General features: G+C 45.0%; 20 protein-coding genes, 1 tRNA gene and 1 other annotated feature (1 of these 22 cut by a window edge). Of the genes, 14 read left to right on the forward strand and 7 right to left on the reverse strand.

Translation table 11 applies throughout. From position 1 onward, the window contains the following. Positions 1-889 carry the 5' portion of a YaaC family protein gene (locus JNE38_RS00220; protein ID WP_203354754.1) on the reverse strand. The gene continues 161 nt to the left of window position 1, outside the view, so 889 of the gene's 1050 nt are visible here — the first part of the coding sequence; it begins with the start codon at positions 887-889; its stop codon lies beyond the left edge, outside the window. A gap of 167 nt (positions 890-1056) precedes the next feature. Here JNE38_RS00220 and guaB point away from each other — a divergent pair, with 167 nt between their 5' ends. From guaB to JNE38_RS00270, 10 genes are all read left to right on the forward strand, one after another. After that, positions 1057-2517 carry an IMP dehydrogenase gene (gene guaB, locus JNE38_RS00225; RefSeq protein WP_203354755.1) on the forward strand — a complete coding sequence of 487 codons (1461 nt, stop codon included), beginning with the start codon at positions 1057-1059 and terminating at the stop codon, positions 2515-2517. Between the two features lie 190 nt (positions 2518-2707). Further along, positions 2708-4015 carry a D-alanyl-D-alanine carboxypeptidase family protein gene (locus tag JNE38_RS00230; RefSeq protein ID WP_203354756.1) on the forward strand — a complete coding sequence of 436 codons (1308 nt, stop codon included), beginning with the start codon at positions 2708-2710 and terminating at the stop codon, positions 4013-4015. 171 nt (positions 4016-4186) lie between these two features. Then, the gene (gene pdxS, locus JNE38_RS00235) at positions 4187-5071 is read left to right on the forward strand and encodes a pyridoxal 5'-phosphate synthase lyase subunit PdxS (RefSeq protein ID WP_203354757.1); all 885 of its coding nucleotides are present in this window, start codon (positions 4187-4189) and stop codon (positions 5069-5071) included. 10 nt (positions 5072-5081) lie between these two features. Further along, entirely contained in the window at positions 5082-5657 is a 576-nt protein-coding gene (pdxT, locus tag JNE38_RS00240; protein WP_203354758.1) for a pyridoxal 5'-phosphate synthase glutaminase subunit PdxT, read from the forward strand. 154 nt (positions 5658-5811) lie between these two features. Beyond that, positions 5812-6032, forward strand: a binding site (T-box leader). Positions 6033-6083: 51 nt separating this feature from the next. Beyond that, positions 6084-7364: a serine--tRNA ligase gene (serS, locus tag JNE38_RS00245; protein ID WP_203354759.1), complete on the forward strand. Its 1281-nt coding sequence runs from the start codon at positions 6084-6086 to the stop codon at positions 7362-7364. Between the two features lie 420 nt (positions 7365-7784). Then, the gene (gene aceB / locus JNE38_RS00250; protein WP_203354760.1) at positions 7785-9395 is read left to right on the forward strand and encodes a malate synthase A; all 1611 of its coding nucleotides are present in this window, start codon (positions 7785-7787) and stop codon (positions 9393-9395) included. A 54-nt stretch (positions 9396-9449) separates the two neighbouring features. After that, positions 9450-10742 (forward strand): isocitrate lyase, encoded by a 1293-nt coding sequence (gene aceA, locus JNE38_RS00255; protein WP_203354761.1) that lies wholly within the window; start codon positions 9450-9452, stop codon positions 10740-10742. A gap of 163 nt (positions 10743-10905) precedes the next feature. Beyond that, positions 10906-10982 (forward strand) — tRNA-Arg (locus JNE38_RS00260). A 131-nt stretch (positions 10983-11113) separates the two neighbouring features. Next, a complete protein-coding gene (locus tag JNE38_RS00265; protein WP_203354762.1) occupies positions 11114-11392 on the forward strand; it encodes a hypothetical protein in 279 nt (92 codons plus the stop codon). An 81-nt stretch (positions 11393-11473) separates the two neighbouring features. Further along, a complete protein-coding gene (locus tag JNE38_RS00270; protein ID WP_203354763.1) occupies positions 11474-12496 on the forward strand; it encodes a DNA cytosine methyltransferase in 1023 nt (340 codons plus the stop codon). Here the strand turns inward: JNE38_RS00270 and JNE38_RS00275 are convergent. From JNE38_RS00275 to JNE38_RS00285, 3 genes are all read right to left on the reverse strand, one after another. Next, complete coding sequence (locus JNE38_RS00275) at positions 12479-13225, reverse strand: HNH endonuclease (protein ID WP_203354764.1); 747 nt, start codon at positions 13223-13225, stop codon at positions 12479-12481. The two genes, JNE38_RS00270 and JNE38_RS00275, sit on opposite strands and share 18 nt — an antisense overlap. A 207-nt stretch (positions 13226-13432) precedes the next feature. Continuing rightward, entirely contained in the window at positions 13433-13753 is a 321-nt protein-coding gene (locus JNE38_RS31115; protein ID WP_203354765.1) for a tyrosine-type recombinase/integrase, read from the reverse strand. Continuing rightward, positions 13722-14474, reverse strand: a complete 753-nt coding sequence (locus tag JNE38_RS00285) for a tyrosine-type recombinase/integrase (protein WP_203354766.1) — start codon at positions 14472-14474, stop codon at positions 13722-13724. The genes JNE38_RS31115 and JNE38_RS00285 overlap by 32 nt, the downstream gene beginning before the upstream one ends. A 2017-nt stretch (positions 14475-16491) precedes the next feature. On the opposite strand from JNE38_RS00285, the gene JNE38_RS31120 reads away from it, so the two are divergent. From JNE38_RS31120 to JNE38_RS00300, 4 genes are all read left to right on the forward strand, one after another. Beyond that, positions 16492-16677 carry a helix-turn-helix transcriptional regulator gene (locus JNE38_RS31120; protein WP_428993685.1) on the forward strand — a complete coding sequence of 62 codons (186 nt, stop codon included), beginning with the start codon at positions 16492-16494 and terminating at the stop codon, positions 16675-16677. A 315-nt stretch (positions 16678-16992) separates the two neighbouring features. Further along, positions 16993-19065 (forward strand): DUF927 domain-containing protein, encoded by a 2073-nt coding sequence (locus JNE38_RS00290; RefSeq protein ID WP_203354767.1) that lies wholly within the window; start codon positions 16993-16995, stop codon positions 19063-19065. A gap of 109 nt (positions 19066-19174) precedes the next feature. Beyond that, positions 19175-19561: a hypothetical protein gene (locus JNE38_RS00295; protein WP_203354768.1), complete on the forward strand. Its 387-nt coding sequence runs from the start codon at positions 19175-19177 to the stop codon at positions 19559-19561. 128 nt (positions 19562-19689) lie between these two features. Beyond that, the gene (locus JNE38_RS00300) at positions 19690-20127 is read left to right on the forward strand and encodes a hypothetical protein (RefSeq protein ID WP_203354769.1); all 438 of its coding nucleotides are present in this window, start codon (positions 19690-19692) and stop codon (positions 20125-20127) included. 336 nt (positions 20128-20463) lie between these two features. Here the strand turns inward: JNE38_RS00300 and JNE38_RS00305 are convergent, their stop codons facing one another. The 3 genes from JNE38_RS00305 to JNE38_RS00315 all read right to left on the reverse strand — a co-directional run bounded on the left by JNE38_RS00305 (position 20464) and on the right by JNE38_RS00315 (position 22154). Beyond that, a complete protein-coding gene (locus JNE38_RS00305) occupies positions 20464-20763 on the reverse strand; it encodes a hypothetical protein (RefSeq protein WP_203354770.1) in 300 nt (99 codons plus the stop codon). After that, positions 20763-21035: a hypothetical protein gene (locus JNE38_RS00310; RefSeq protein ID WP_203354771.1), complete on the reverse strand. Its 273-nt coding sequence runs from the start codon at positions 21033-21035 to the stop codon at positions 20763-20765. Before JNE38_RS00310 ends, JNE38_RS00305 begins: the two co-directional genes overlap by 1 nt. 378 nt (positions 21036-21413) lie before the next feature. Beyond that, entirely contained in the window at positions 21414-22154 is a 741-nt protein-coding gene (locus JNE38_RS00315; RefSeq protein ID WP_203354772.1) for a Crp/Fnr family transcriptional regulator, read from the reverse strand. Positions 22155-22231: the final 77 nt, after the last annotated feature.

Here is a 22231-nt window from a genome sequence, read left to right on the forward strand (position 1 = left end):
GCATGCTCAGGAGATACAAAAGAAGGTAATGACTAGCCCATTCAGGTAAAGGAAGCGATGTCGAAGGACCATTCCAGAAATAGAGATTCTGACCTTGCAACCGAAATAAAGGGTGTTGTTCCAGAGCTCCGAGGGCAACGTAAGGGAGAAGCAGCTCTTTGCCAGATCCATTTCCACTTTTCCATCGGTAGTGCTCTGCTTGTTCCCGCGACGGGGACAATCGACGTATGTAGTGGGTAAAAGTCTCCGGAGAAAAAGCTAACGAGCCATCCTGCTTATCGGGAAAGAGGACCGAAACCCATGATTCAAGCGAATACGCGGCACTCGATTCAGCCGTTGGATCTGCATGCGTGATGGGGACTGTCGCTCGATTCCAATCCAGGCGCTTCCAGAGAGGCTGGGTATCGCTGAACACGGCATAGGCATCACTGACATCGGGTATGGAAGCGAGCAGCTCGTGTACGACATAACGATCCTGCAGGGGAGATTGACCAAACAAATGAGCGAGATGAGCAAAAAACCCTTCCTTTTGGGGACGGATCTCATCCTCTGTAAAGGAATAGGCACTTCGTTTCAGTTTTCGTGTCGTGACTCCATGCTGGAGCACCCGACTATTTTGCGGATAAGCGGGATCACGGGTCAGGAGCATACCTTTCAATAAATGGGTGCACCCGTAAAACAGCAGTAGTGGTTGAACAGATAGCTCTGCGTCCTCTGCGGTCGTGTAAAAATGCCTCGCCTGTTTCCACAAATAAAGGAAACGATTGCTTTGCTGAAAGGCTAGGCGATCAGGATGATCCTGCCCCAGCTTTTCATAACAGGAGGCCAAAAACTTCCGGGAAGTGGGTTCAGTCTCTAAATAACGAAAGCTTTTCCAAGCATTATCCATTCCCATCCACCTTCAATAATTTTCGTAATACGATTCATTTATATTGGTTATTTTTTTGATTTATCTGGATTATTCGTTGTATAACCGAACATTGAATGCATTTCTTGACAGTAAATTAAGCCATTTGCTAAACTGTCTAAAACTATCACCGAGAGGAGCTTTTTACTGTGCGGGAAGACAAATTCGTAAAAGAGGGTTTAACGTTTGATGACGTCCTGCTCATTCCGGCAAAATCGGAAGTTTTGCCAAGGGATGTAGACTTAAAAACGAAATTGAGCGATTCGGTTACCTTGAACATTCCTCTGATCAGTGCAGGAATGGATACCGTGACAGAGTCTGCACTTGCGATTGCCATGGCTCGCCAAGGTGGGATCGGAATTGTCCATAAAAATATGACCATTGAGCAGCAAGCGAGTGAGGTGGACCGCGTAAAACGCTCGGAAAGCGGCGTTATCACCAATCCATTCTCCTTGTCGCAGGATCATACCGTAGCAGACGCGGATGCGCTCATGGGCAAATACCGAATTTCTGGTGTGCCGATCGTAGACGATGACAAGCATTTGATCGGGATTTTGACCAACCGCGACCTCCGTTTCGTGCACGATTTCACAACCCCGATTCGTGATGTGATGACAAAGGATGGACTTGTGACGGCACCAGTCGGAACCACCTTGCAACAGGCTGAAGAAATCCTGCAAAAGCACAAGATTGAAAAGCTTCCATTGGTGGACGAGCATAACATCCTAAAGGGACTTATCACCATCAAGGATATCGAGAAAGCGATCCAGTACCCGAATGCCGCAAAAGATCCGCAGGGCCGCTTATTGTGCGGCGCGGCTGTAGGAGTTTCTGGCGATACATTCGAGCGTGCAGCGGCTCTGGTGAAGTCTGGTGTGGATGTGCTCGTAGTAGATACGGCCCATGGCCACTCCAAAGGCGTAATTGAAACGGTAAAAGAAATTCGAAAAGCATATCCTACCCTTACCATCGTCGCAGGAAACGTGGCTACTGGCGAGGCGACTCGCGAATTGATTGAAGCAGGTGCTTCCGTAGTTAAAGTAGGGATTGGACCAGGCTCGATTTGCACGACCCGTGTCGTCGCAGGTATCGGGGTGCCGCAGATTACAGCGATCTACGATTGTGCCCGAGTAGCGCGGGAATACAATATTCCAATTATTGCCGACGGGGGCATTAAATACTCCGGTGATTTGCCAAAAGCCATCGGCGCAGGCGCTTCTGCGATCATGATCGGTAGCCTGTTCGCTGGAACGGAAGAAAGCCCAGGGGAATTTGAAATTTACCAAGGCCGTCGCTTCAAGGTTTATCGCGGTATGGGTTCCATCGGTGCGATGAAAGCGGGAAGCAAAGATCGGTATTTCCAGGAAAATGAACAAAAGCTGGTTCCAGAAGGCATCGAAGGCCGTGTTCCTTACAAAGGCCCATTGGCAGACGTCACGTTCCAAATGATCGGCGGTCTGCGTGCCGGAATGGGGTATTGCGGAGCGAAAACCATCAACGATTTGATCGAAAATGCTCAGTTCGTTCGAATCACAGGCGCTGGCTTGCGTGAGAGCCATCCACATGACGTGCAAATCACGAAAGAGGCTCCAAACTACTCAATTTCCTAGGAAACAATATAGTTCAGAGGACCTAAAACCCCCTTTCCTTCTAGTGAAAGGGGGTTTTTTCTAAGGTTTGCCATGAATTACAGTCCGAAACAAGCTTCAAGCCTGCCTATAAACTATGGTAAACTGAAAATGGTGTGTGCGCTTAGCAGGAAGACTAGTATCGACAGAAATGGGAGAGTGAGAGAATCTAATGAAACGAAAGACATGGACAAAGCGTTTGACAGGTCTGTTCCTTTCTGTCGCTGTATTCGCTACAGCAATGGGAGGAGCTGCGACAAAGGCCAATGCAGCACCTGCAGCCGATCTACAACTGGCAGCCAAATCTGCCATTCTCTTAGAAGCATCAACAGGTAAAATCCTGTATAGCGTCAATCCTGACGTTCCACTGCCACCTGCCAGCATGAGTAAAATGATGTCGGAGTACCTGGTGCAAGAGGCGGTTAAGCAAAAGAAAATCAAATGGGACGAGCAAGTACCCGTGAGTGAATACGCGTTTTATGTGGCGAAAATTTCTGACGCATCTGGCGTTTATCTGAACGCTGGGGAATCGTTTACCGTACGTGAACTGTACCAGGCAATGGCTGTTGTTTCAGCAAACGATGCTACGGTTCTGTTGGCAGAAAAAGTAGCCGGCAGCGAGCCAAACTTTGTGCAAATGATGAACAAAAAAGCAAAAGAATTGGGAATGACCAATACGTCTTTTGTAACATCTACGGGTCTGCCCGCAAATGAACTGGGTCCATACTCCGTTCAAACCGATCAAGTGGAAAACCTGATGTCTGCTCGTGACTCCGCGATCTTGGCCCGTGCCTTGATTCGTGATTTCCCGGAAGCGGTAGAGGTATCCAAAATCCCTCGCTTTACGTTCCGTGCAGGGAAACCGGATGAGTTGAAAAAAGCAAACTACAACTGGATGCTGCCTGACCTGAATAACTACTATCCAGGAGCAGACGGTCTGAAAACAGGATATACCCAAGCGGCAGGATACTGCTTCACTGGTACGGCTACACGGGACAACATGCGCCTGATTTCCGTTGTGATGGGTACCGGCAGTGAAACCAAACGCTTTGTAGAAACCAAAAAGCTGTTTGACTATGGCTTTAGCAACTTCAAACTGACAAAGCAAATGGACAAAGGAGCGGCAATCAAAGGCTTCGAGACTGCGCCGGTGAAAAACGGTGTGGAGCTGGAGGTCAGCGCTCAGGCAGGCAGTGAGGTAAACGTGCTGACCAAAATTGGTTCGGAAGCAAAATTCACCCCGACCGTAACCTTCCAAGAGCTGACCGCACCCATCAAGCAAGGCCAAATAATCGGTAAGCTTGTCTTGAAAGAAGAAGGTGCCAAGGACAGCGATTATTTGCAGGCAGAAGATGCAGCAAAATCCGGAATTGACGTCGTGGCTAGCCAGGAAGTCGAAGAAGGCAGCTGGATTCGACTGTTCTTCCGGAGCATCATTCAGTTCTTCAGCAACCTGTTTAGCAGCGCAACAGGCAAGTAAAATAGAACCAGTCCCCATCTCCATGCGAGGTGGGGATTTTTTTGCATTTTTATGGCTGTGAGAAATAAGGGTTGTTTTTTTCAGTATGTTTCGTTTACAATGACCTTATCAACGAACCATAACACCACAGAACAGTTCGACATCTAACTTCATGATATAGGGGGAAACGAAATGGTACAGGTAGGAACATCCCGCGTGAAAAAAGGTATGGCTGAAATGCAAAAAGGCGGCGTCATCATGGACGTGATCAATGCTGAGCAAGCGAAAATTGCCGAGGCTGCTGGTGCGGTGGCAGTCATGGCACTGGAGCGCGTGCCTTCTGACATTCGTGCAGCAGGCGGCGTAGCGCGTATGGCTGATCTGGGCATCGTAGAGGAAGTATTGAACGCTGTATCGATTCCTGTTATGGCAAAAGCGCGTATCGGTCATTTCGTGGAAGCGCGTGTTCTGGAATCCATGGGGGTAGATTACCTCGATGAGAGCGAAGTACTGACTCCTGCGGATGATTTGTACCATATCAATAAAAAAGAGTTCACTGTACCGTTCGTATGTGGTGCGCGTGATCTGGGTGAAGCACTGCGCCGTATCGGCGAAGGCGCATCCATGATCCGCACAAAAGGGGAGCCAGGGACCGGAAACATTGTGGAAGCAGTTCGTCATATGCGCACAATGATGGCTCAAATTCGCAAGGTTCAGGCGATGTCTTACGACGAATTGATGGCGGAAGCAAAAAATCTGGGTGCTCCTTACGAGCTGCTGGAACAAGTACACAAGACAGGCAAGCTGCCAGTCGTTAACTTCGCAGCAGGCGGGGTAGCGACTCCTGCAGATGCGGCTCTGATGATGCAGCTTGGTTCCGACGGCGTGTTCGTAGGGTCCGGTATCTTCAAATCCGAAAATCCGGAGAAATTTGCTCGCGCGATTGTGGAAGCAACCACTCACTATGATGATTACGAGCTGATCGCTCGCGTATCCAAAGGATTGGGCAGCGCCATGACAGGCATTGAAATCTCCAAAATTCGTGAAGCGGACCGTATGCAAGACCGCGGCTGGTAAGGTGAACGCTATGAAAATCGGTGTATTGGCCCTTCAGGGTGCAGTAGCGGAACACGTTCGAATGCTGGAGGAGGCAGGGGCAACAGCTGTTTCCGTGAAGAAAGTGGAAGAGCTGGATGACCTGGACGGCTTGGTCATTCCGGGCGGAGAAAGCACGACGATCAGCAAGCTCATGCACAAATACGGGTTCATGGAAGCGGTACGCGATTTTGGGAAAGCGAAAAAACCGATCTTTGGCACTTGCGCAGGGGCGATCCTGCTGGCGAATCGGATCAACGGCCAAGAGGATGTTCACCTCGGTTTGATGGACATCAAGGTCGAACGAAATGCTTTTGGCCGTCAGAAGGAAAGCTTTGAAGTCGAAATGCCGATTGCGGGTGTCGCTGCTGATTATCCGGCTGTTTTCATCCGAGCTCCTTATATCATGGAGGTAGGGGAAAACGGTCAGGTACTCGCGAAGTACGAGGACAAAATCGTAGTCGCAAGAGATGGCCATTACTTGGCCGCCGCGTTCCATCCTGAATTGACAGAAGACAATCGCTTGCACCGGTACTTCCTCGATATGGTGAAGGAGTATCGCAGCTAATTCATCTGTTAGCGAAAACAGGACCTGCATCGAAATGGTGCGGGTCTTTCTTGTAGAGTCCCCTCTTGGAAAAAACGGGTAACTGCCAGACAGCCGCCCTTTACACAGGTATAGAACCTGTAGTACAGTAAACAATAGAATCATGAGTGAATGAGAGAATGCGATGATGAGAACAAGTACTTCGTAAGTGCCTGGCTTAGAGAGTCGGTGGATGGTGCAAACCGAACCGGTGTACGAAGGAATCCATCTCGGAGTGGCAAAGGATCAACTTTGTCCGGCACCGTCCCGTTATGACGGAAGAGTGGACCGATGCGAGCAGTAAGACGCATTTGTCAACGAGGGTGGCAACGCGGGTATACAACACTCGTCCCTTACCAGGGGACGGGTGTTTTTTATTTTCGAAAATCGATTCGGAGGGGTTCTCACATGTTGGACGTAAAAGTACTGCGCCAGGACCTGGAGGAAGTAAGACGCCGCTTGGAACATCGGAATGAAGATATTTCGGCGCTGGATCAATTTGCAGAAGTAGATGAAAAAAGACGCCAGGTGATTCAAGAAGCCGATGCGTTGAAAAACAAGCGCAACAATGTATCCGAGCAAGTAGCGGTGATGAAGCGCAACAAGGAAAATGCCGATCATCTGATCGCGGAAATGAAAGAAGTAAACGAGCGCATCAAAGTGCTCGATGAGGAATTGCGTCAGCTGGATGAGCAACAGGAAATGATTTTGCTCAGCTTGCCTAACCTCCCGCACGAAAGCACTCCGATCGGGACATCGGAAGACGACAATGTGGTTGCCTGGACATGGGGTGAGCCTCGCAGCTTCGAGTTTGAGGCAAAACCACACTGGGATCTCGCCAGCCAAGCCGGTATCCTCGATTTTGAAACAGCGGCAAAGGTAACAGGAAGCCGATTCGTGTTCTACAAAGGTTTGGGTGCTCGTCTGGAGCGCGCTTTGATGAACTTCATGATGGATCTGCATGCCAACGAGCACGGCTATGAAGAAGTGATCCCGCCATATATCGTCAACCGTACGAGCATGACAGGAACCGGTCAATTGCCGAAGTTTGAAGAAGACGCGTTTAAACTGGAAGGACCTGATTACTTCCTGATTCCGACCGCTGAGGTGCCAGTGACCAACATGCACCGCGACGAAATCATGGACGGAGCAGACCTCCCTCGTTATTATGCGGCATTCAGTGCTTGTTTCCGCTCGGAGGCAGGTTCGGCAGGTCGTGATACACGCGGGTTGATTCGCCAGCACCAATTTAACAAAGTCGAGCTCGTGAAATTCGCCAAGCCGGAAGATTCGTATGATGAGCTGGATAAACTGGTGAAAAATGCAGAGAAAGTCTTGCAGCTCTTGGGCTTGCCGTACCGTGTCCTGAGCATGTGCACTGGCGATCTGGGCTTTACAGCTGCCAAAAAATTTGACCTCGAAGTATGGATTCCGAGCAACAACACGTATCGCGAAATCTCGTCGTGCTCGAACTTCGAAGACTTCCAGGCTCGTCGTGCAAACATTCGCTTCCGCCGCGATACCAAATCGAAGCCTGAATTCGTGCATACTCTGAATGGATCGGGCCTTGCGATTGGCCGTACCGTTGCTGCGATCTTGGAAAATTACCAAGAAGCAGACGGAACGATCATCATTCCAGATGTGCTGCGTCCGTATATGGGCGGAGTGGAAAAAATCTCTCCGAAATAAGAAGTGAATTTGACGTGCAGAACAGCTCTTGATCCATCGGGATTAGGGCTGTTTTTGTGTTGTAATACAGAAGGAAAAATTTAAAAATTGTGTGTTGCACTGTACCAATCCCTGTTATATAATAAAAACAAATCTTAAGAATATTGTTTTAATACAGAATGTGGAGGGAATGGAATATGGACTGCTACCGTTGCGAGGGAAACGGCGAACAAAGTTGCACAAGATGTGGAGGAGTAGGTCACGATGAAAATGGGGCGGCTTGCCACTATTGTCTGGGCGATGGGCATGTCACCTGCAGCCATTGCAGCGGAAGCGGGTATCAGGAGTAACACCATTTTTTTTGCACCTTCTGTACTATAATACAAAGTTAATTATGAATCTGTATCATAATAACGTTTCTCTGATGGAGGAGGAGCTATCTTGACCACGATTCCGACTAATCCTTACCCCCTGGAGCTCGGCATTACAGGAGAATGGCATGACGGCTATCGCGACATTCTCACGCCGGAAGCCATCCAGTTCATCACCCGGCTGGAAAAGACGTTTGGAGACAGAAGACAGCGATTGCTTGCGCAAAGACAGGAGCGGCAACTGAGAATCGATGCGGGAGAGCTGCCAGATTTTCTGCCAGAGACGGCGGAGATTCGAAAAGGAGATTGGACAGTAGCTCCACTGCCAGCCGATTTGATGGATCGGCGTGTAGAAATTACTGGGCCAGCCGGTGACAGGAAAATGGTCATCAATGCCTTGAACTCTGGAGCGCGCCTCTTCATGGCAGATTTCGAAGATGCGAACTCTCCGACTTGGGAAAATACGATTCAAGGCCAAATCAACATGAAGGATGCGGTACGCCGCAATATCTCCTACACTAGTCCGGAGGGAAAACGGTACGCGCTGAATGAAAAGACAGCTGTGCTCATCGTTCGCCCACGCGGCTGGCATTTGGAAGAGAAGCATATCACCCTTGATAACAAGCCGATCTCAGGCAGCCTGCTGGATTTCGGACTCTACTTTTACCACAATGTTCAGGCGCTGATGGCCAACGACACGGCACCCTATTTCTATCTACCCAAGCTGGAAAGCCATTTGGAAGCCCGCCTCTGGAATGATGTGTTCCTGTTCGCTCAGGATGAGCTCCATATCCCGCGTGGCACGATCCGGGCAACTGTACTCATCGAAACCATATTGGCAGCCTTTGAAATGGACGAAATTTTGTACGAGCTGCGTGAGCACAGCGCTGGTCTCAACTGTGGTCGATGGGATTATATCTTTAGCTACATTAAAAAGCTTCGTAATCAGCCTGAAGTAATAACACCTGACCGTGCACAGGTCACGATGACAGTACCGTTTATGAAGGCGTACACTTCGTTGGCTGTGAAAACGTGCCATAAACGTCAAGCGCCATGCATCGGCGGGATGGCTGCACAGATCCCGGTCAAGAACGACCCAGTCAAAAATGAAGAAGCGATCGCCAAAGTACGAGCAGATAAAGAGCGGGAGGCGTACGACGGACACGATGGAACGTGGGTAGCTCACCCTGGCCTGGTTCCCGTTGCCATGGAAGTGTTTAATCGTCTGATGAGAGAGCCCAACCAGATCTGGTACAAACGGGAGGACGTACAAGTGACGGCCAGCGATTTGTTGGCTGTACCAACAGGTGTCATCACAGAGGAAGGCGTCCGCACGAATATCAGTGTCGGTATCCAATACGTCGAGGCATGGCTTCGCGGCTTTGGCGCTGTTCCCATCCATAATCTGATGGAAGACGCAGCGACTGCCGAAATTTCTCGGGCACAGGTCTGGCAGTGGATCCGTCATCCACAGGGAGTGTTGCAGGATGGACGCAAAGTCACAGAGGGATTGGTGAAACAGTGGCTGACGGAGGAGCTGCAAGCGTTGAAAACAGCTATGGGACAGGAGCGTTACGAGGAAAGCAAGTTTCCGTTGGCGGGTCAGCTCTTTCTGCGGCTGGTCACGGAGGATGAATTCGAGGACTTCCTGACGGTTCCCGGCTACAACTATCTTTCCTAGGCTTAGGCATTTCTACTTTTTCATAAAAAATAAAAGTGAGTGGGGGAAATGAAAATGGGCACAAACAACCAAAAGCAAGAAGCGATTCAACAGGTGGAGCAAAGCTGGAAATCCGAGCGTTTCCAAGGAATTACCCGTACTTATACCGCAGAGGATGTAGTTCGTCTGCGGGGATCTGTCCAAATCGAACATACTTTGGCTCGAATGGGTGCAGAACGACTGTGGAATTTACTCCATACCGAGCATCACGTCAAGGCACTGGGTGCTTTGACCGGGAATCAGGCGATTCAACAAGTAAAAGCGGGGCTGAAGGCGATTTATCTGAGCGGCTGGCAGGTAGCCGCTGACGCCAACCTCTCTGGACAAATGTATCCGGACCAAAGCCTCTACCCTGCAAACAGCGTTCCTCATGTAGTGAAGCGCATCAACCAGGCGCTCCAGCGCGCAGATCAGATCGATCAATCCGAAGGGGGTACCGACACGCATTGGTTCGCACCGATCGTAGCGGATGCGGAAGCTGGCTTCGGAGGTCCATTGAATGTATTCGAGCTGATGAAAGGCATGATTGAGGCGGGAGCAGCAGGGGTTCACTTTGAGGATCAGCTCGCGTCTGAGAAAAAATGCGGCCACATGGGCGGAAAGGTGCTCATCCCGACACAGGCGGCTGTTCGCAATCTGATTTCCGCCCGACTCGCAGCCGATGTAATGGGAGTACCGACGATTATCGTGGCTCGCACGGATGCCAACGGTGCTTTCCTCATCACGAGTGACATCGATGAGCAGGATCAGCCATTCTTGACCGGTGAGCGCACTCCAGAAGGTTTCTTCCGACTGCGTGGCGGCCTGGATGCAGCCATTGCCCGCGGCCTCGCGTATGCACCGTATGCAGACCTGATCTGGTGCGAAACGTCTGAGCCGAATCTGGAAGAAGCACGTCGCTTTGCAGAGGCCATCCATGAAAAATTCCCTGGAAAGCTGCTTGCTTACAACTGCTCGCCATCCTTTAACTGGAAGAAAAAGCTGGATGAAGAGTCGATTGCACGCTTCCAGGATGAGCTGGGCGAGATGGGCTACAAGTTCCAGTTCGTGACTTTGGCCGGTTTCCATTCTCTGAACTACGGCATGTTTGAACTGGCGAGAGGCTATCGTGATCGCGGCATGGCTGCTTATTCTGAGCTGCAGCAAGCGGAGTTCGGCAGCGAGATCCATGGCTATACGGCCACTCGCCACCAGCGCGAGGTAGGTACCGGTTACTTTGATGAAATCGCTCAAGTCATCGCAGGGGGAACATCCTCTACGACTGCACTTAGCGGATCTACCGAGGAAGAACAGTTCGCTCATCAGTGATGGGTCAACACGATAGAAGCGACAAAGGACTAGGAGATAGGCTCCTAGTCCTTCTCGTATTTCTGCTCGCGGGGCCTGTTTGTTTGCCAAAAAGAGGGGAACGGCATATAATAAAGGATGTAGCGGGCAGCAGATGTACGGTGCTGGCCCCGATTGTCTCCATGTCCCCGTAGCTCAGCAGGATAGAGCGTCAGTTTCCTAAACTGTAGGTCGGAGGTTCGAATCCTCTCGGGGACGCCATACAGCTTCAAAACCTTTATACGACGCGGCTCTCTGGATATCGGAGAGCCGTGTTTTCATTTATCATGGAAGCAACCAGTTTAGACCATGTAGACCACTACCCCTCCCCAAAATATACAGGAGGGAAACAAATGGACAGACGCAAAGGCAAAACTTTGGTACGTAAGCGGCCCAGTGTAGACTTACATGGTCAAGATTATACGCTAGACCAACTGTTTGAGCGATTCTACAGCTTCAAAACGTCCCAAGGGCTTCGTGATCGTACACTGAGTGAACACCAGAAGCTGTATACCTACTTTCGTGGCTGGCTACAACAAAAAATCCCCAATCCGAAGGTTGGGGACATTTCACGGGATACTGTACAGGCATACATTACCTACATGGCGCAGGAGCGTGTACAATTCGTTTAATAATAGAATAGAACTTTCAATACCAATTTACCAATGCCAATGCTTCTCTAACACGCTATAATAGTTTAAGGAGTTGATACAATGAGAACTATTACTTTTGCAGATCTATGTGCAGGCATAGGTGGATTTCGCTATGGTTTGGAGAAAATCGGATGGAAATGTGTTTATTCTTGTGAAGTTGACGACAACTGTGAAGCAACATATAAATTAAACTATAAAGATGCATTTAATAAAAAGGATATTGCAGACATCAATCCGCTAGAATTATACGGTGTGGATGTCTTTTGCTCTGGTTTTCCATGCCAGCCATTCTCAATAGCAGGAAAACAGCTTGGATTTGAGGATCCAAGGGGCGAAGTATTCAATCATATTCTTAGGCTTGTTGATGGAGCAAGGCCCGCTGTTGTTTTCCTCGAAAATGTAGCAAATTTAGTTAGGCACAATAATGGTGAGACATTCTCTTTGATGGTAAACTCCTTAAAAGATCTAAATTACAACGTATTTTATAAAATACTGGATAGCTCTTATTTCGGAGTTCCTCAAAGGCGTTCTAGAGTATATATCGTAGCTTTTAGAAATGATTGTAATATTAATGATTTTATTTTTACAGAAAAAAGAACAGAGGAAACTCATTTTAGAAGATTTATTAAGCATGGAGACAATTCCATACCTATAACAAGTAAATGGCAAGAATATATCGATTTGTATACTGGGAATATTACAATCAACGAAATGAGTTTTAACGTACCAAAAACTCGCCAGACTCTCGAACGAATTAGTCCTAAGGCAAATTTAAATGATTGTATATTTCAGATACGATCTAGTGGAATTAGGGCTATATCGCTGGACGAACCACTTCCCACTTTTGCTGTAAGCCATAGTGGAGGGGGAGCCATGATTCCTGTTTACAGTGGAGAACGGAGACACATAAATATTACTGAAATGAAAAGAATTATGGGGTTTCCCGATAATTTTAAATTTAATGTGTCTCGAACCCACGTTGTAAAACAATTAGCCAATGCTGTGTGTCCACCAGTAATTGAATCGATAGGCTTAGATATTAGAAACAAACTTATTCAGGAATCTTTATCTTCTGCGATATAATCTATCCGAAATATCTTCATTAGTTGGTGAAATTACAGTGTGTGATTCCGGTTTAACTAGTGCGCAGTTAGGATCACATGTTTCAAGATGACACAGATTACAAATTTGCCATTTATACTTATTACAGGAAAAACATAAAGCTTGATAATTATCTAAATTACTATCTCCACCTTTTTCAACCGGTATTCTATGGTCAAAAACTTGTCTTACTCTATCCTTTGCAAAGGTAGAGATAGTAATACTTTTTTTCTCCAATAATCTAGACCCGCAGAAGTTACAAAGTCCCTCCTGCCTTTTTGAGATTTCTTCCTTTTCTTGCTTTTTTGGTGCCGTTCTAAATGCTTTTTTTACGGCCGTGAATAACTTTTCATGATCATCTACTTTTAATACATACTGTTGATTTCCCTTTAATTTTTCTTCTGCAGGATGAATCCAGCTAAAGCCTTCTTCGTTCCATAATTCGCTAAAGGGTTTATTTGCGTCAGCATACCCATCTAATATCCATTCTTCTGGACATTTGTTTGCCAAGATAGACTTTACTTCCTGTATTCTTATAGAGCCTCTGGCTAAGTCTGCCTCAGATGACGCCCCATATTTTATCAACATAAGTAAAGAAATAATTGTTCTTCTTTTTGTTAACCAAATAATTCTCCCATCATCAAAAACTATTTCAAATCCCCTGTCGTCATCTTTTTCCCTAATTTCTATAATGTCTTCGACTCTTAACATATTAACCTCCAAGTATAGGAAAACATGATTAAATTATCCTATAGTTAGAAGTCCTTTTCTACTAGTAAATTAGAAAGATTTAATAAATAGCTGTTTGTTAGTAATAGTAGGATGCTTATCTGAATATCAAACCACCCATGTTTGTACATTATTACTCTTTTTAAATAGCAAAAGGGTTGCCTTAAAAAGTACTAGGCAACCCCATTTTTATCTATTTAATCTTTTTAGTGGACTAAATTTATTATGCTGTATTTTTACATCCTCGCTGTACATCTGTACGTATTTTCGTACCATATCCATTGTCGAATGACCCAAGATGTTTTGCAGGGAGAATGGGTCACCGCCGTTCAAAATGTAATATTTAGCGAAGGTATGACGAAATGTGTGTGGAGAAACACGTATTCCGGAAATCTTGCCCTTCATTGCATACTGTTTTAGGCGACGGCTAAAGATGTTTGGGGTAAGCGGATCACCAAACGCTGTCAAAAAGATGTATTCAGGCAGACCGGAGTAAAAAAAAGTGTCCATTTTCCTGTTGAAGTTGTTTGAGTAACTTTGCCGTCTCCTGAGAGATCGGTACCTGTCGGAGCTTCCGGTTTTTTGTGACTTTACCCGACAATGTAATCAAACGGGTATTACAATCCACCATTTCATTCGTGATACTGAGTGCCTCACTAATGCGTAGCCCTGTATCCAGTAGAAGCGTCATCAACGTGTGATCACGGAAGCCAGCATATGTTTTTTTGTTGCAAGCTTTTAAGAGCTTTTGCACCTGCTGCTCTGTAAATGCTCCAATTTCATCCTCATCAGTCTTGAATAATCTGATATCGGCAATAGGATTCTCTTCAAAATATCCGTTGTCATAGCCGTATTTGAGGAAACACTTCAGCGCACGTACCCGGATATTGATTGTCATTGGGTTTAGTCCCACTTTGGTCTCGGGGGCGTACTTAGCTGGGTTAAACGTATGTCCTTCGAATTGTACACGCTCCTGCGCCATGTAGGTAATGTATGCCTGTACAGTATCCCGTGAAATGTCCCCAACCTTCGGATTGGGGATTTTTTGTTGTAGCCAGCCACGAAAGTAGGTATACAGCTTCTGGTGTTCACTCAGTGTACGATCACGAAGCCCTTGGGACGTTTTGAAGCTGTAGAATCGCTCAAACAGTTGGTCTAGCGTATAATCTTGACCATGTAAGTCTACACTGGGCCGCTTACGTACCAAAGTTTTGCCTTTGCGTCTGTCCATTTGTTTCCCTCCTGTATATTTTGGGGAGGGGTAGTGGTCTACATGGTCTAAACTGGTTGCTTCCATGATAAATGAAAACACGGCTCTCCGATATCCAGAGAGCCGCGTCGTATAAAGGTTTTGAAGCTGTATGGCGTCCCCGAGAGGATTCGAACCTCCGACCTACAGTTTAGGAAACCACTACCCCTATTCAAAAATGTACAACTTGCTGATGTTACTTGTGGTAAGAGTCTTTTTCTGACGGTATCCCTCCCCACGTTAAACAGTACTTGGACTGCTTGCAGACAAATACAGCGGTCTACTCTGACCTACAGCGGTCTACCCCCAGTAAAACATTTGTTGAATTTTGGGGACAAGTATATGACCATATACAGCGGTCATTTTCCGCTCCCGGACCTCGTGAGTCTCACGTGTTCACTTGGAGGGCAAGTGTGGGGTCCGATTTGCATGGACTATACTCGGAAATCATGTAAATGCCTTGCTTTTGGCCGTGTATCCTACACGCTGTAGGTCTGCTGGTCCGGGTATAAAAATATACAGGGTGTAGGCGGGCAGCCAACGCTTGGGTGTAGTCTCACTCTCCTCACTTCCTCTCATAGGGGGTGAGAATGACCTAAAACCTTATGGGAACGGGAACGAGAATACTTCTTCTCACTTTCTCACTTATTAATTATTTCAAAACGAACATTTTGCCTTATGACTGTACTACCTTATTAAGATTACTGTATGTAAAAAACGATACATGGGAAAACGTGAGTGGTGAGAAGAGGGGCCACGCGGCCCTTACCGGTAAGGGATTCGTGGGCTTCTCACCCTAGTGAGAAGAATGAGAGAACTGGTGTTACAAAGCTCTGGACTACAGGCCACACGCTGTATATTGGCTACACTCAGGAACTCTGTACGTACACGGTCATTAGGTTGCGTTGTGTATGGCACGCAAACTGGGATGGTTTGTCCATCAGTTTACCTAATTAATTTTTGAACAGCATAAACTCTCTACAACAGATGGAGTTAATAGTTGAAAACTGGCTGCAACAAAAGGGGCAGTCTATGACTTTCTTTTCTTTGCCTAGTTTGCCACTTTTAATTAGTGATCGGATTTTATAAATCCACATGTTATAATTATCCAAAAAGGTGGTCAATACTAATGAGTTGCCCATATGTAAGCAGACAGACTATTAAGCCATCGGGACTAATGAGCAGTGAAGAATATGCGATTCTCTGTCGTAGTCAACAAAATCCTGGATTTCGATTGGAAAAGAGCTTTGCCATTGTCAATCATGTACGAAGCAGCCGTACGGTTGAAGGTAGTTTGGAGCATAGTAGAGACTATTGTTACGGTAATAAATATACAGAATGCCCTTTCTACCCAAGGAATACTCAACAAAATATTGCCATATCCCAAGTTGCTGTTGGTCTAAACTGCTGTAGTCAAATGCCTGCACAGTTTAGCTACTGTGGTATTTGCGGGAGAAGGATTCGATAAGATACGTTACATACTTAAATGACTCAACACTGGCCCTCTAAGTCGGAGTTGAGTCATTTTTGATGTTAAGAGTGACATGACCTGTTCACTTAATAAAATTTTTGGGTTGGGAGTGTCATCGATAGCAGCCCCGCCTGTACATTTACACACAACATTCACCGTTGTGCCTGTCTCCTGATCCCCCTAAGGCGCTACACGCAGCTTTTAAAACTCAACATTATCTCTTGGCATATACTCAACGGACTCACTGTATACCTACCATATTTGTCATGTAGATCTGAATATATATTTAGCGCATAGCTGTTAAACCGTGTTTAACAGCGTTTAACTGTTACTGCTAGGTTAAACTCGGTTTAACCAGCTTGTTTAACAATGTTTAACCGAGTTTAACGGATCTGTTAAACTCGGTTAACTGTGTGTTTGAAATCTTTCTCAATAAGGCATTATGCGCAGCCATACGAAGAAGTACGTAGTGGGGAAATTGTGTGCGTCGTTTTGAGGTGTTTTAATAAAAATATGGGGGTGAAACATATGGCCGAGAGATTCGTAAATACCAAAGAATTGTGTGAAACACTTCAGGTTAGCCGTAGAACCGTAGAACAAAGCCGTAAACTACACGGCTTACCTTTCTATAAGACAGGTGGAGGAACACCACGATATCTTTTAACGGAAGTTAAGGAATGGATGCGGAACAACGTGGCACGAAACGAAGAATAGACATGTGTGGGTGATAATAGTTATTTGCAAAGTACTGGGTATCAAAAAAAGCAAAAAATAATGCTTGATTAACATATTGGGCTTTGCTAGAATTCGAAATACCAAAAAGGTGCACGACTAGACATGATGTTACAGGTTTAGTCATGGAAGCAATAGGAAGCCATAAAAAAACGACAGGCTTCCCGGTACAAAAGTGTTGTGACAACTAAATAGACATTCTAGTTCTAACATTTTGTTAGTAGCCTAGGTCTATTTGTGTTGTGCGATTCACTTTTGTTATCGGGAGGCCTATTTTTATTTTCAGAGGAGGAAAATATGAGCTTTAATATCTATGAATCGAGTGAGTACAAGTCTCTTTTAGCACATAGGGAAGGTCGTAGCATCCCAGCACTCTCTCCTGTACAACCGAAAAACAGTCAGACTGGTAGTAAGGCAGTTTATAAACATCACCAACTCCCCGCCTTGTCGTTATCGGATGAACTCGCCGCGATTATTGTAGAAAAAACAACTCAAGTAGAACAGAAGGAAATTGTAGAGATTCAAGAAGATAGTTTACCGAATGCCGTAAAGCGCTTTGTACCAGGCTTTAACGTACATCCAAAAGCTGTTGTACCAGAAGACTATGCTTTGTCAAAACTGCCGGGAGAAGGTATTTGCAAGGTTAGCATTTGCAAAGACGGTACCCCACTCTCAACCCCGATCCTCGACAAGGCAATTGCGATTTCAGCTATTTACAGTGGTAAATTTGGTGGACCTAATGAGCAAGCTGTATTGGAATTTTATGAACCACACGATGGACAGGTGAAACAAATCATTGTTGACCGTGAAATTCTTAGCAAGCCTAGTTCGATCACTTCGTTGAATAATTATGGCTACAGTGTAACTCACACTGGTAGAAACTCAGAGGCTACAAAGTTGATCCAATACTTGAAAGATTACGAACGGGAAAATTATGACCGTATTCCACGTATTGATACCACCCATAAGCTGGGATGGTCGCCAACTATGGATGAGTTTTTACCATGTGTATCAGGAAAAATTCGAATTGTTCCTCGGGGAAAAGAAGAGAAAAACCTTTTAGAGAAAGGGTTTGTTGTACTTGGTACGGAATTGCAAAAGTACATTTCAACAATTCAACCGATATTGTTGGATAGTGTAGTCGCAACTTATATCTACGCTATGGCTTTTGCCTCACCGCTTTTAAAGATCCTTGGTGTACCCGGGTTTTCTGTAGAACTTGCAAGAAACTCAGGTTACGGGAAGTCTGTAGTGCAGAAATTGGCAATGGGTGCTTTCGGAAATCCAGATGTGTTAGTAAAACAGTGGAAAGCGACACCGTACGCTATCGAAACGTTCTTGGACTTTTCGGACAATTTACCAACAGCTTTAGAAGATGCCCAATTAAACAAGGATATCGATTTTATAACTGATGTATTCTACATGGTATTTAATGGAAACGGAAAAATTAGGGGTTCGCTACAGGGTAATCGGATTACACCCACTTTTTCGGGTATCTTGATCTCTTCAGCCGAAACTGAAAGCGAGAAACGTATAAATATTGACGGTATCAACCGTAGGCTAAACACACTAACGAAGAAGCCTTTTAAGGATAAAGCAACTGTAAAAAAATATGCACGTATACTTGAAAAACTTCATAAAGAGATTCATGGATTAGCGGGGAAGTATTGGATAGATTTCCTAATTTCCAATAAGGGGTATTGGGATGAATGGGAACAGTGCTACCAGGACGCCGTTCAAAAGCTTGATGATCTCTTGAAAAATGCTCCTTATAGTGAAGCTGATAAGGATATGATGGAAGAACAAAATCGACTCTTGGCAGTAGGTGTAGTTACTCTACAGCTAATGAATAAATGCTTCTCTTTCGGTATTGATGTAACTAAGACCATGAAGGAAATCATCGAGGCTGTTTACTCCTACATGGATGGAGCTAGTAAACCAATTGTAGCTTTGCGTATGATTGTAAACTATGCAATTACAAATGAAAAGTCACTATTTTCTGCTGAAACCAAGACAGGTCAGCAGTACGGAGTTATCCGGCCAGGCGAATATTTAGCCATTCAAGAGGAAACTGTGAAGTATTTGTTGGAAAAAGGCGGGTACAATCTTTCCGTTCTCGATTCGTGGAAAGAGTGGGGTATTCTTCAATTCGACTCAAACGGGAAAAAACCGCAAATCGAAATTGTTGTTGGCTTCGGAAAAAAGCAGAAAAAACGCTTACTGAAATTCGGTTGGACAAAACTTGAAGATTATATTGAACAAGGCTTTTATGATGTAGATGTTCTCGGAGATCCCCAAGCTAAGGTGGTAGAAGTCCTGAAACCTAATGGTAAGGGTAAAGTGTTTCGCATCGATTCTGAATCTGAATAAAGCAACTTATTTATAGAAATCTGGAAAGACTCTCTCTTTCGTCGTCTCTCGTCTCTAGGATATGAATGCAAGAGAGAGGGCTTTCTGATTTGCTGAGGAGGAAACACCGATGAATTCAACAGTAGCTGGAGTGTTCCACAAAATCCTTTTGGAAATGATAGTTTCTTCCAAGTGCATATGGATCTCTCCAAAGGATGGTTACCACTACGGTGCATATCGTGAAACTGATTGGAAAGCAGAAGTATTTATTTTAAAAACGTCCGAAACTACTTGGGAGATCGTAATCTGCATCTATCTCCCAGATGATGATACACAACAGGAAACATTCGTAGTAGACATCAATACAGTGTTTGAGACTCTTGAATGCTATTATGACCCAACCGGAAAAGGACAGCGCACTGTATACGTCCCGCTTAGTGATGAGTCCACTATTATTCAACGATTCCTAATGTTTGTTGCGGCTAATCGCTCCAGTAGTCCACACCCCATTTACTAAAACCAAGAAGGGTATCTCCCTTGTAGCTTAACCTACTTAGGGCAGCTAGAATAGCCGCCTGGTACCAAAGTGCAAAAGAAATACCTCGCGTTTGCTCGAAACAACATCTTAAATCTGGAGGAAATATTATGAGTCAAGCCCTCAACCCATTGGTAACTCAAGTCATGTCTGATATGGCGACGTCTCCAAAATGCACTTGGAAAACCTTCAAGACTGGTGAAAATACCGGATACTACGGAATTTATATCGAAACAGAATGGGATGCGGAAATCCAGTTGTATAAGCGTTCAAATTGGTGGCAAATGGAAATCTTCTTTCATCACAAGGCTCAAAACTATTATGAACACTACATTGTGAATTTTAAACGGAATGGAAACATGGTAGATGCCTTCTCATTGAATGATTATAACTTTCTTAAGACATTGAAGAATAAAAAGCTGAAGGTATGCAACAACGATGAACTTCTTACCTACTTTGAACAGTTTTTACTTTTAACAAAAATGGGGGCTATTCCTGTACCAAAGCCTCAACCAAAGCCTCAACCGCCTCAGAAGAAAGTTGTATAATACAGATCGAGGCGCCGGTGGTAGTCGGCGCCCCTTATATATAAAAAGGTGGGGTGTTGTCAGAGGAAGCGGTGTAATTGATAAAGAAGTGACTCAAAATGTGTAAAATCTTTAATACTTAGGTGATTGATGAAACCACTGGGACCAATACTAATAACAAAAAATACAGGCTCCCACTCATCGTCTTTGGCGATAAAGCCTTCGATGTACACATGTTGTACACCGCCTATGCTCATGGTTTCACGTCGTGTGATTTGAAGATGAGTCAGGTTCAAAGCCTCCAGTAATTTATTGCAAAAATATTAAAACATCTCTAATTTCTTCCCGTCAATATACCTAGATCACCCCCATTTTGTCCAAGAGTATGAGTGTATTCATTCCCTCCTCAAGCGGTGCTTTATTCACGTTCAAACCGTAATGTTTATTAATCTTGTTCCATTGAAGAAGAGCCTTGATCTCCCAAGCCTCTATTTCAGTAATCTGTATTTCAATCTTTCTCTCCGTCACAGTGACAACAGTTCGAAGCTCCCCCTGGTCGATACAGGCATTAATTGGATAGTCGTCGCATTGCCCCATTTTAACAATTTGGTCTACAGCCAACAGTGACAGCGTTTTTAGTCTCTGGTTATCGAGCATTAGTCCCTCACCTGCTGTATCGTTAACATCGTTTTATCTCTTTCGGGGGTCGTGATGATGTACAGTTTCACGCCAGTGCCATTGTTATAGGCAGAATACAGGGCTTGGCCGCCCTCAAGCAGCGCTTTTTCGTTCAACTCCTTAATCGCTAGGTCAATATCTCCCCAGTCGCATTGGGCGTGCCGATTCAAACAAATCATCTGATCTTCTTCGGCTACGCACTTCTGCACCTGCTCGGCCACTAATATTTCTCCCATTAAAAATTTCGCCATAGGACACCTCCCTCACTCGATGCCCCAAGTTAAACATACTAAAATTGACTCCATCAATAAGTTATGTTCGTACCGGAGAATCTCTTACGAACAAAAGAAAGCACGTGCTAAAATTTTCATATTAACAAAAGCCGTCGTGTAGGAAGTAATCACGCCGGCATATTTGTATTTAAGAGGAGGGGATTTGATGCAAATGATAAGAAGAACAATTTTGATTAGCCTTATAATTAATTTATTAATAATGCCTATAGGAAATATATCTCTTACGATAAAAAACCCATTTACAAATCGAACTTACAACGTAGTGATTTTAAAATGAGGGAACAAACGTTTGTGATATAAAACACATAAATTTAGTCTGTTGGGATACAGATTTTTTTAGTTACTCACAATATCATACTTATAAGTTGAATGCCATTGCCTAAGATGTAGAGGCCCTAGATTTTCACCGGACATTTGTTGTAATACATCTAAGTTCAGAATATAAATCAGCTTTTGGTTAATAGATATTACTTTTTCTTTTTGTAGCTCCTGCAAAACACGTGCGGCAGACTCCCGATTGATACCAATCATATTAGAAAAATGGCTTTGAGTAATCTTCCAGTTGATCAGATATCCTTCATTGGTTTTCACACCAAAATTTGAGTGTAAGTCTAAAAGTAAATTAACTACTCGAATACGGCTGTCAAGAAAGGCAAGGTATTCTAATTTTCGATCAGCTTGTGCTAACCGTTCACTGACTACATAAAACAATTTACGTAAAATATCGGGGTAAATTTTAATAAGTTCTTCTAAAGCCGCCTTCCTTATCATCCATACTTTGGAATTCTCAATAGCTGCCACTGAAGCCAAACGACGATTATCATGGTGTATGACTTCGAGTTCACCAATTGTCTCCCCGGGGAATTGGTGTCCGAAGATAATTTGTTTACTGTCGTCTTCTCGATAAATCTTTAATACCCCGGATTTAATAATATACATCTCATCCCCGGGATCATTTTGGAAAAATATAACCTGATTTTTTTGAAATTTCCGCTCGGTGAATAAAGACGCTACATATGCCGTATCTGATACATTAATACCCTTGAATAGAGCAGAGTCAAAAACGGATTGAATCACAATATACACCCTTATATAACCAGTTTTAGTTGATTATACCACGCTAGGTTTCCCACTGGATACGATACAGATTTTAA

It is taken from the genome of Brevibacillus choshinensis (assembly GCF_016811915.1).
GTDB lineage: Bacteria > Bacillota > Bacilli > Brevibacillales > Brevibacillaceae > Brevibacillus > Brevibacillus choshinensis_A.